The sequence below is a fragment of the Segetibacter sp. 3557_3 genome, from assembly GCF_004354985.1.
Classification (GTDB): domain Bacteria; phylum Bacteroidota; class Bacteroidia; order Chitinophagales; family Chitinophagaceae; genus Segetibacter.
This window is the reverse complement of the sequence record NZ_SMSK01000027.1, coordinates 41677-52728: the sequence shown is the minus strand read 5'-3', so window position 1 is coordinate 52728 and position 11052 is coordinate 41677. Positions and strand designations below refer to the sequence as shown.

The window sequence follows — 11052 nt, the reverse complement described above, 5'->3', positions numbered from 1 at the left end:
CTTATGGTGGTTTTGCCGAGGGTGTTCACCTCTTCCCATACCGAACAGAGAAGTTAAGCCCCTCATGGCCGATGGTACTGGTATACCAACCGGGAGAGTAGGTAACTGCCATATTTATTTAAACCCTTTCAGTTTTTCTGAGAGGGTTTTTTATTGCCCATAACTCCTGAACTAAATGCTCGCCATAAAAGCTTGTAGGCTTTCAGCTACTACCTAAATACGGACTTTTACCAGCTCTATTCTGTAGCTCTACACTTGAGCCATTATGGATCACGCAACTTGATAACGAGCTAACAATGCCCGATTGATGGCCTGGTGTGGAGCGTGGTAGAAAGCGTAGTGGTGCACGAAGCCATTGTGCTACAACACAGTATCTCTTACCAAGCTTGGCCGCCAACAAGTGCGATAAAAACTCACCCTTTATATTCCATATGAACCCCTCATTCTGCGATTGTTTTTCAATATGCCTATTTAAAACAATCCTGTACCTGGCGAAAAACTATACTTTGCTGACCAGCACAACCCAATGTCAAATTAAAAGCCGCAATACCGGTAATTACTTATACCGTTCGCCGGTGCTTAGAATTATCCTGGTCAAATCGTGGTTAGCAGTGTTAGGAAATTCGGCAGACTGCACCATCAACTCCAATCGGAACTGACGATCAGGAAGTCCCTAAACAAAAAAAGTCCGGCAAGACGCCAGACTTTACAGTTTTACAATGCAGGAATTAGTATCTGTTGTAACCACCACCGCTACCGCTGCTGCTTCCGCCGCCACGATTACGATTGAAGCCACCAGAACCGCCAGTGCTACCACCACGGTTGAAACCACCACCGCTTTCGCCGCCGAAGCTTCTCTTCTTAAATCCACCACCACCACCTGTTCCGTCTTTCGGACGTGGTTGTGATTCGTTTACAACGATCTTACGACCCATGATGTCGCTTTCGTTGAGTTGACTGATTGCTGAGCGACCTGCTTCATCATCAGCCATTTCCACGAAACCAAAACCTTTGCTACGATTACCGTTGAATTTATCGGTAACGATTTTTGAAGAAATAACCTCGCCGAATGGAGTGAAAAGATCGGCTAAATCCTGCTCAGTCATAGTCCAACTGAGGTTTCCAACGTAAATGTTCATTTTGAAAAAATTAATGAAAAAAATAAAAACCCATAATGAACACAGTGAACAATATACCAGAGAAACATTTACATAAAACGTCCAGAGAACTATTGTGAAACTGTAAAGATCATTAAGGAAGTACCGAAGATAAACATTTTCTTTAAAAAGTATATTAATGGGAAAAAATATAAGCGTTATAATAACTTTTTAATATGAACACATTTTGTTCAACAAAACCATCCTTTTGCTTTGTTTAAGTAAGCACCATACTCAATTAGAAGCTATGATGAACAAAGAACAAAATGTCAAACTGAGCGTAGCAACGATGTCGCCCCGGAAGTATACAGCTGGTACCAAAAAAAAAGTCCACCCAATTGGATGGACTAAACTTGTTGTTGACCTAACTTATTCAGAAACCACTTCAAACTCAACCTCGGTAGTGTTTCCATTACCAAAGTCGATGGTTGCTTTATAGTTGCCGAGTTCTTTTACTTCGTCGACAATGTGAATTCGCTTACGATCAATTTCAAAGCCTTTCTGATCACGGATTGCACGACTGATTTGAAGTGAGGTAACGCTTCCAAAAATCTTTCCACTTACACCGGTTTTTGCACCAATGCGAAGGGGGCCTTCCTTCAACACAGCAATAACGCTGTTGATTTCAGAAAGTAACTTGGCCTCTTTTTTCGCAAGCTGCTTTTGCTTTTCTTCCATCTGCTTTAAGTTAGATGAATTTGCTTCAACAGCTTTCTTTTGAGGGATAAGGAAGTTACGAGCATAACCGTTTTTCACGTTTACCAACTCGTTTGCACCACCCAGGTTATCGACGTCTTGTACTAATATTACTTGCATGGTGTCCTCCTACTTTAAAAGATCAGTTACATAAGGTAATAAACCCATTTGACGGGCTTTCTTAACCGCTTCGGAAACTTTGCGCTGGAACTTCAATGAATTACCTGTAAGCCTGCGTGGAAATAGCTTTCCCTGTTCGTTCAGAAATTTCTTCAGGAACTCGGCATCTTTGTAATCTATGTACTTAATGCCGTACTTTTTGAAACGGCAAAACTTCTTTGCGCGTTTCTCCTGTTTTATCGCCGTAAGGTATTTAATCTCATTTGCTTTTGCCATGATTATGCCTCCACTGCTTTTTCGTTTCCGGTAGGTACGCCACTTCTCTTACGTTGATTATACTCGACGGCGTATTTATCGAGCTTGGTAATCATGTGACGAAGCACCTGTTCGTCTCTCAGGAGCTGAATTTTCAGCTTTTCATTGAAGTCGGGTTGCCCTTTAAATTCCGCTACCCAGTAGATGGCCGTAGTCTTCTTCTGGATGGGATAGGCAAGTGATTTTAATCCCCATGGATTGGTACTCACAACTTCACCACCATTATCGGTGATAAGGTCTAAAAATTTTTTCTGGGAAGCTTTGAAGTCTTCCTCAGAAAGTACCGGGGTAAAAATCACCATCAATTCATAATTGTTCATTAATCCCTGATTTTGATTATTTAAAAAGATTTGGGGTGCAAAGGTAAGGGAATAGCACATACATTGGCATAACTCTTACAAGTTCCCACTTAAATTGCCATAGTAGAAGTGTTAAACCTAGCGGAGCAGTAGGATCTCTCTAAAACTGCCTTCGTCGCCGAATAGCTTAACAACATAGCTTCCCTTTTGCAGATGTTTAAGGTTTAGTGTTGCCGTTTTCTGAAATCCGGGGATAGTTTGTCGGGCTACGATTCTACCCGACATATCTGCAACGTGAAAATTTAACTGCCGCCGATTGTTGTTAAGGTCTATTCTTAGAATTCCTGTGGTTGGGTTTGGTCCAAGTGTTGCCTTGAAAGAGCTCGTGAAAACTTCAACGAGAACTTTTGAGTATTCCACTTTCCCTTCGGGACCAGTTTGCCTGAGTCTGTAATAGTTCGTTCCGAATAACGGGTTCTTGTCAGTAAAAGTATATTCCCGCGAAGTCAGTGCGTTCCGGCCAACGACTTTACCGATATCCTTGAAGGCGGTAGCATCCGCACTTCTTTGGATAACAAATGCTTCATTACTATCATCAACACTTGTCTTCCAGGATAGCTCGACTTCGGTTAGCTTTTTCGAAGCCGTAAAACTTATCAAGCCAAGCGATAAGACGGATTGATCAAAAGCGTACCGCGTGAAAATAGGAAAGTGATCTGTCGTGGTGCTCGCATAAGCCGACACCAGCGTTGATACATCGGAGAGTACGTTAGCCGAATTGTTTATATAAAAAGATCTCATTTCATTTGAAACGATAACGTGGTCAATCATATCATTGAAACCTGCTGTGGATTTCTTTCTTGCCCTGCTTAAGGGTAACGTAAGCGCCGGGTAATTTGCAGAGTCAGCAACAATGGAATAGTAAGAAGTTACAGGGGGATTTATTCCCGCAGTAATGGTTTGATCCAGGTCGTCGTTAAAATCACCAAACAGGATAATGTTATCGGATATATAGTAGGTATTTAGTTGTTTGTATAGAGAGTCGGCACCGTCCTTTCTGCGCGCATAAGAGGTGATGGTGGGTGAAGTATTCGCTTTAGCATGGATTAGTATGAACTTTATGTTTTTGGTGATACCACCTAAGTTAACATCTGCATTCATCAGGTACGGGTACCGGCCACTTGACCAGTTGTTATAATTCGCGCTTGCTGCATCGGCAGCCGTGTTTGTACCCTGGCTTAACAAGGCCCCGGTTGTAACATTGCTAAATAAACCGGTTTTGTAAACGAAAGCTAATTTTTGCGCATCGCTCAATGGTCCATTCCCCGGAACTGTTGGATTTGTGTGGGAACCAAAGTCAGAAACAACAAAAGTGTACCCCGGCATAGCTCTGACAACACGTCCAAGCCGTGCAGTATCCACAACCTCTGTGAGGCCAAATAAATCCGCGCCAATGTTGAGCATAATGGTCTTAACGTTTTGCTCCTGTAAACTGTCGTTTATGGGGCCGAAAGTGGGACTGCCAAACCATTCAATATTCCAGTTAACAACTTCCAGCGTTTTTGCCGGATCAGTTGAACTGCCTTTTAGGTTAATCGTATCATTGGTGCCCGAAGTTGTAACGGTCAATATGCCTGTGAAATCCCGGTCGTTTGCTGAGGGTGAAAACTTCACGTAAATCGGAACTGCCGTATTGTTCGCACTAGCAATACCGATGGTCAAAGCAGAGGAAAAGTTGGCATTGTTTTGCGAAAGCTGAAAATCACCCGTGACCGCCAATGTAAGCGGGGTGGTGATATCATTTGCTGTTACCAGAAAACTTTTTATCGCAGATCCTCCGGCAGCAACATAATTGAATTGTAGGTCCTTTGTACTCAAGGTGAGATTTGGAGCAGGAGGGACCATAGAATTATCAATGGTTATGTCGTCCAGGGTCCAACGGGCGCCATCTTCACTACCGGATGTATAAACAAAGGCAATATATACAGCGGGTTGCTTATAGGCCGACAAGTTTACTATTGATTGTAGCCAAATATCCGAGGCCTGGGCCGGAAACCTCCCGTTCAGGTCGGTCCAGGTTGCCAGGGCCGGGTTACCGCTTCCACTATAATCGGTAGACACTTTCAGCTGCAGGGGACGACCGTTGAAGGCGGTACGACTCCAAAACGAGAACAATGGATATATCGTATTGACAAGATTAAAAGAGGGCGAAATAAGCCAATCCTCGTTAGGAACGTTAGTCACTTCAAAGCCATTGATTTGAATCCCGTTTTGAGCGCTTCCTGATGGGAGGTTCATGCTGTCGCGTCCGAAGGTGGTACAAGCCCACGTTTGTGCACCCAAAACATTAAACTGTTGAAACCCTTCCTGGATGCCGGATGCGCAGTAATTAAACTTTGCGTTATAAAGAAGTGATCCTGTAGTGAATAGCCAGGTTGCAGTGCCCTGAACTCCCGTAAAGTCATTCCCAGATAAGTCTTTAAATGCTCCAGGACTTACCTCCACGAAATACCGCGTGTTTGCATCCAGGCCAATTACACTAAAGTTTGCTGTTCTGCCTGAAATAGCTACTGCGGCAGTAGTAACGCTGAGTTCCTGAACAATGGTATTATCGGTTTGACGAATAACCTTGATGGTGCCCGATCCCTTTTGAATGCTTTCGTTAAAAGTAATTGTGGCCGTAAAGCGCGCGGCGCTGTTGCCTGCGTTATTTGAAGGATAAAGACTCGCTATCTCTGGTGGGATACTATCGGTAAAGGGTGCTGAAGCTGTTGGAGAGGGAGCAGCAACGATGAAATTAGTAGCATTTTGATTATCGTCAAAGCCCACTGGATTTCTTTCAACAGAAGAAGTGTTTGAGGGAGCGGGTGCAGGTGCAGATCCTTCGAAGCAATTTGCCGTATTACCAAAACCAATTAAATCTACAATGGTGGATGTTGGAGGACAAACCCCTGTTAGCAATATGTTTGTTGAAACCAGCGCTACCTTACCGGCGGTTCCGCTCATGTTTATTGTTCCTGTTGCATCTGGTGTGGGTAGGTCGGTAGTGCCACCGGTTCCCGCCGCTTGTTTAACCAGGAAATAGCCCTTGGGTGCAATGCTTCCCGATAGGGGAGTAAGCTGCCATGCCGCTCCTGTAGCGCTGGCATATTGAACCGACCAACCTGTTAAGTCGACCGAGATGTTGCCATTATTGAAGAGTTCAATAAAATCGTTTTTATAAACTGAGCCGCTATTGCCGCCGCCGCCATAAACCTCGTTAACTACCACCTGGCCGAACAATCGTGAACCAAAGGAAACAAACAGGACGAACACCGTAATTAAAGTAAGAACCCTCATTTATATTATTTGACGTGAATTTTGGGCCGGCAAATCCTAGTTGGGTAATCAGCCAGCGACTGAAAAGGTACTGAACTTCAGGCGCAACCGTTTTTGAACCGTGTTTCAGTCGGTTGACAGTCTGTCAGCTTAGCTTTTAGTGGCACCTGCTTTGTGAAAACGTTTTGCTCCTTCGTAATGCTGAGTGCTTAACAACAGCCGAAGCGTGCGACGCAACGATGTTCTATATTCATACAAATGCCTGAACCAAAAAAATAACAACATATGGCCAAAGGAAATATCCGTGTTCAAACGGAAAATATCTTCCCGATTATTAAAAAGTTCCTTTACACCGATCATGAGATTTTTGTTCGCGAGTTGGTGAGCAATGCGGTAGATGCTACCCAGAAACTTAAAACTTTGTCGTCGATTGGCGAAGCAAAAGGTGAGCTTGGTGAACTGCGGATTGATGTAGAACTTAATGTGGCTGAAAAAACGTTAAGTATCAGCGACCGGGGCGTGGGAATGACGCAGGAAGAGGTAGATAAATACCTCAACCAGGTGGCGTTTAGCGGTGCCGAAGAATTTGTGAAGAAGTATAAAGGGCAAAATGAAGAAAACATCATCGGTAAATTCGGTCTTGGTTTCTACAGCTCTTTTATGGTAAGTGATAAGGTAGAGGTTTATACCAAAAGCTTTACCGATGCACCTGCAACTTTCTGGGGTTGTGATGGTAGTCCGGAATATGAATTGTACACCATCGAAAAGCCTGACCGCGGCACAAGGATCGTTTTACACATAAACGAGGAAAGCAAAGAGTTTCTTGATGCTGACCGGATCACTGCAATCCTCAACAAATTCTGCCGCTTTCTTCCAGTACCCATTTACTTTACCGAAGCAGGTAAGGAAAAGGAAACTAAAGACGGTAATGCCGACGAAGTTGCTGAAGAGGTAAAACCGATAAACAACACAACTCCGGCCTGGACAAGGAAGCCTTCGGAACTTACTACAGAAGATTACCAGAACTTTTATAAAGAACTGTATCCATATGGCGAAACACCGCTTTTTTGGATACACCTGAACGTTGACTATCCATTTAATCTTACCGGTATTCTCTACTTTCCAAAAATCAAGCAGAGCTACGAGATCCAAAAGGATAAAATCCAGCTTTACAGCAACCAGGTTTTTGTAACTGATGAGGTAAAAGACATTGTTCCTGAGTTCCTGATGTTACTACATGGCGTGATCGATAGCCCTGATATTCCGTTGAATGTTAGCAGAAGCTACTTGCAGGGCGATCCAAATGTCAAGAAGATAAATGCGCACATCACCAAAAAAGTTGCTGACAAGCTCGAGGAAATCTTTAAAACAGACCGGAAATCGTTTGAGGGGAAGTGGGAAAGTCTGGGACTTTTTGTGAAGTATGGTGCAATGACCGATGATAAGTTCCTCGAGAAAGCGAACAAGTTCCTGGTAATGGAAGAAGCTGGTGCCGCTGCTGACCAGGACAAAAAGTTTTATACGCTTGAAGAATACAGAACAGAAGCCGATGCGCTGCAGAAGAATAAAGAAGAAAAACTTGTTATTCTGTACACCACTGATCCCATCCAGCAGGACGCCTACATCCAGGCGGCTCGCGGAAAAGGTTATAAGGTATTGAAGATGGAAACGCTGGTAGATGCCGCATTCATCAACAACATGGAAATGAAGTGGGAAAAGGTGCAATTTACCCGTGTAGACGCTGACATTGTTGATCACCTGATCGATAAAGGAGAGGCACAGGAAAGCGTTCTCGGCAAAGAGGAAGAAGAAAAGCTGAAAACCTTATTTGGCTTTAATATTCCTGACCTCCATGCTACCGTTGAAGTAAAGGGCTTAAGTGACAGTGCGCCTCCGGTTGTTGCTACCCGCCCCGAGTTCATGCGCCGGATGAAAGATATGGGTGCAATGGGCGGAGGTATGGCAAGCTGGTACGCCAATATGCCTGATGAGGTTACGCTTACCGTAAACGGAAACCATAAGATTTACCAGAGTATTCTTAAAGAGTCAGATCTGCAGGTACAGGAAAAACAAATCAGGAATCTTGCAGACCTTGCCTTACTTGGTCAAGGATTGCTTAAAGGAAGTGAGCTGACCAACTTCATCAACAGGAGTGTTGAACTAATGGAAGGCGATAAGGCAACTGCCGCAACTGTGCAGGCATAATCGCTAATAATGATAATAGTACAAGGGCGGCAATTTGCTGCCCTTGTTATTTTGAGCAGGAATGTTTTTTTTTAGATACCGGCAGCAGTTTTTCATAGCATCATCGTTGCGTCGCAATCACTTCGTCGGCAAATCATTGATCTGCATATCCGGCGATCAGTTCAAAGAGGGCATTGGTAAGGTTTCCGAAAGTCGTAAATCGCAAACCTTTAATTGCAGGTGAGTTTCGCCGTTCCAGATATTCTCTTCTAAAGTAAAAACAATATCCATCGGCTTTTTTTCAAGGAGGATGGCAAACTTTTCCACCATGTTAAACCCGATACCGGTAAAAGTGACATTGTTTTGTACAAGCACAAATTTGATGTGTTGTTCTTTTACCACCTTGCTCCATCCGGTATCGTAAACCTGCCGCGCAATAAAAACAGGGCGCATATTTTCGGGTCCGAATGGTTCCATCTGCGCAATAATCCTGTAAAGCGAAGGCTTAAGATCTGAGAAAAGGACTTCCGTATCAATTAAAATCTGGGGGATCAATAATTCGGGCTCGATGGTGGCACTTACCACCTCTTCGAACTTCGATCTAAATGCCTCAATATTTTCGGGCAAAAGCGTCATACCTGCAGCAGCGAAATGCCCGCCGTATCCAAGCAGGTGCTCACGGCAAGCATGTATTGCCTCGTACAAGTTAAAACCCGGCACACTCCGCGCGCTACCTGCAGCAACTTCACCGCTCCGGGTAAGCACCACAGTTGGTCGGTGATAGGTTTCGATAAGTCGTGACGCAACAATACCTACAACTCCCTTGTGCCAGTGCTCCTGGTAAACTACGGTTGATTTTCTATCCTGTCGTAAAAGGTCAGTCTTTATAAAAGCCAGGGCTTCCTCAGTAATCGTACTATCTGCTTCGCGGCGGTCTTTATTATCGTGATGAAGCATTTCAGCGAATGTTTTAGCCTTCTCACAATCCTTTTCTATAAACAGCAGAACCGCTTTTCGGGCATCATCCATTCGCCCGGCGGCATTAACACGCGGTGCAATCACAAAAACAAGATTGGTAAGAAACATTTCTTTTTGCACACCGGCCAGTTCCATCAGTGCTTTTATACCTTCACATGGACCCTCATTTACCATCTTTAAGCCATAATAGGCGAGTACCCTGTTCTCGCCTGTCAGTGGTACAATGTCGGCAGCAATTGCAGTAGCAACAAGGTCTAGGTACTTCAGGTAAGCGTTCTCGGGTAGGCCCATCTTTTGGGCGAGTGCACTTATTAGCTTAAACCCCACTCCGCAACCACACAATTCTTTGTAAGGATACAAGCAATCCTGTTGTTTCGGGTTTAGTATGGCAACCGCAGGTGGTAACTCCGGATCAGGCATATGATGGTCACAAACTATAAAGTCGATGTCGAGACTTTTAGCATACCGGATTAAATCAACGGATTTTATGCCGCAGTCCAGAGAGATAATCAGGGTTACACCCGTTGCATAAGCATAATCGATTCCCTGTTTAGATACCCCATATCCTTCACGGTAACGGTGAGGGATGTAAAAATCTAGATTCTGGTAAACCGAGTTTATAAATTGGTATACCGTTGCAACAGCGGTTGTTCCATCTACATCATAATCACCAAAAACAAGGATTCGCTCGTTCGATTGCATGGCCCGTTCAATTCTTGCGACGGCCTTTGCCATGTCCTTCATCATCCAGGAATCATGCAGGTCAGACAGCTGCGGACGGAAGAATTGTTTTGCTTTCTCAAATGTGTCGTAACCACGCTGTACAAGCAGCCTGCAAATGATGGGGTGGACCTTCAACGATCCATACAGTCCGTTAACGGAGGAAGGGTCCGCAGCTAATATTTTCCATCGTTTTTGCATTTTTAGTACTTGCGGTCTGTTGTATACCTAACCAATTCTTCCAGGCCATCCCTTACCTGGCCAGGGGCAAAATGGTATAGTTCTGCCAGGGCCTCATCTCTGTAAGAAAGCATTTTTTCTGCAGCATACGAAATTCCGCCGTTTTTTTCTACCTGCTCAATCACATACCTCACCTTTTCTTTATCGGTGTTTTCATTTTTTATGATATAAATGATCTCCCTTTTTAAAGATGCATTTACATTATTAAGGGTGTAAATTAAAGGAAGCGTAAGTTTTTTCTCCTTAATATCATTTCCGGTCGGTTTACCAATGTCGGCCGAACCGTAGTCAAAAAGGTCATCCTTGATCTGGAAAGCGATGCCGGCCTTTTCACCAAACAGCCGCATTTTTTCTATTGAGATATCGTCTGTAAAGGTTGTTGATGCCCCGGCTGCACATGAAGAAGCTACCAGCGAGGCGGTTTTGTTCCTGATGATTTCAAAGTAAATATCTTCCTTGAGGTTTAGGTTCCTGGCCTTTTCGATTTGCAGCAATTCACCTTCACTCATCAGTTTAACGGCCGTCGATAAGATTTGTAATGTTCTGAAGTCCTGGTTGTCGAGGGAAAGCAATAGCCCTTTTGAAAGAAGATAATCACCAACCAGCACCGCAATTTTATTCTTCCATAAAGCGTTAATAGAAAAGAATCCCCGGCGTTCGAGGGACTCATCAACAACATCGTCATGTACAAGGGTGGCGGTGTGTAACAATTCTACCAGGGAAGCTGCACGGTAAGTTTTATCATTGATCTCCCCACCTAGTTTTGCCGACAGCAATACAAACATCGGCCGCAGTTGTTTTCCTTTCCGCTTAACGATGTACTGCATGATCTTATCAAGAAGGGAAACATTGCTTTTTACCGCTGATTTAAAATGTTTTTCGAACTGTTCTAATTCAGCAGCGATAATCGATTGAGCTAATTGCATTATGGAGAACTTAGGCGCAATATAATACTGAATTCTATTTAGGGAAGATTAATGATATAATGAGAAATTAATTCTACAATACACCACAAAAACAGGCTT

Annotated in this window: 8 protein-coding genes and 1 rRNA gene; 2 read left to right on the top strand and 7 right to left on the bottom strand. The window is 43.8% G+C overall.

Annotated elements, in window-relative coordinates; all coding sequences use genetic code 11:
* The first annotated feature begins 2 nt into the window (after positions 1 to 2).
* Positions 3 to 114 (top strand): 5S ribosomal RNA (gene rrf, locus EXU57_RS23995).
* A 614-nt stretch (positions 115 to 728) separates the two neighbouring features.
* Here rrf and EXU57_RS23990 read toward each other — a convergent pair.
* The 5 genes from EXU57_RS23990 to EXU57_RS23970 form a co-directional block, all read right to left on the bottom strand.
* Positions 729 to 1139 carry an RNA recognition motif domain-containing protein gene (locus EXU57_RS23990; RefSeq protein ID WP_133270813.1) on the bottom strand — a complete coding sequence of 137 codons (411 nt, stop codon included), beginning with the start codon at positions 1137 to 1139 and terminating at the stop codon, positions 729 to 731.
* A 387-nt stretch (positions 1140 to 1526) separates the two neighbouring features.
* Complete coding sequence (gene rplI / locus EXU57_RS23985; protein ID WP_133270812.1) at positions 1527 to 1973, bottom strand: 50S ribosomal protein L9; 447 nt, start codon at positions 1971 to 1973, stop codon at positions 1527 to 1529.
* A 9-nt stretch (positions 1974 to 1982) separates the two neighbouring features.
* Positions 1983 to 2249: a 30S ribosomal protein S18 gene (rpsR, locus tag EXU57_RS23980; protein WP_133270811.1), complete on the bottom strand. Its 267-nt coding sequence runs from the start codon at positions 2247 to 2249 to the stop codon at positions 1983 to 1985.
* 2 nt (positions 2250 to 2251) lie between these two features.
* Positions 2252 to 2608 (bottom strand): 30S ribosomal protein S6, encoded by a 357-nt coding sequence (gene rpsF, locus EXU57_RS23975; protein ID WP_133270810.1) that lies wholly within the window; start codon positions 2606 to 2608, stop codon positions 2252 to 2254.
* Between the two features lie 117 nt (positions 2609 to 2725).
* A complete protein-coding gene (locus EXU57_RS23970) occupies positions 2726 to 5926 on the bottom strand; it encodes a T9SS-dependent choice-of-anchor J family protein (protein WP_133270809.1) in 3201 nt (1066 codons plus the stop codon).
* Positions 5927 to 6190: 264 nt separating this feature from the next.
* Here EXU57_RS23970 and htpG point away from each other — a divergent pair, with 264 nt between their 5' ends.
* On the top strand, positions 6191 to 8110 hold the full coding sequence (htpG, locus tag EXU57_RS23965) for a molecular chaperone HtpG (RefSeq protein WP_133270808.1): 1920 nt from the start codon (positions 6191 to 6193) through the stop codon (positions 8108 to 8110).
* 156 nt (positions 8111 to 8266) lie between these two features.
* On the opposite strand, the gene recJ is transcribed toward htpG, so the two are convergent.
* Positions 8267 to 9988 carry a single-stranded-DNA-specific exonuclease RecJ gene (recJ, locus tag EXU57_RS23960; RefSeq protein WP_133270807.1) on the bottom strand — a complete coding sequence of 574 codons (1722 nt, stop codon included), beginning with the start codon at positions 9986 to 9988 and terminating at the stop codon, positions 8267 to 8269.
* Between the two features lie 2 nt (positions 9989 to 9990).
* Positions 9991 to 10953, bottom strand: coding sequence for a polyprenyl synthetase family protein (locus EXU57_RS23955; RefSeq protein WP_133270806.1), 963 nt, complete (start codon positions 10951 to 10953; stop codon positions 9991 to 9993).
* Positions 10954 to 11052 lie beyond the last annotated feature (99 nt).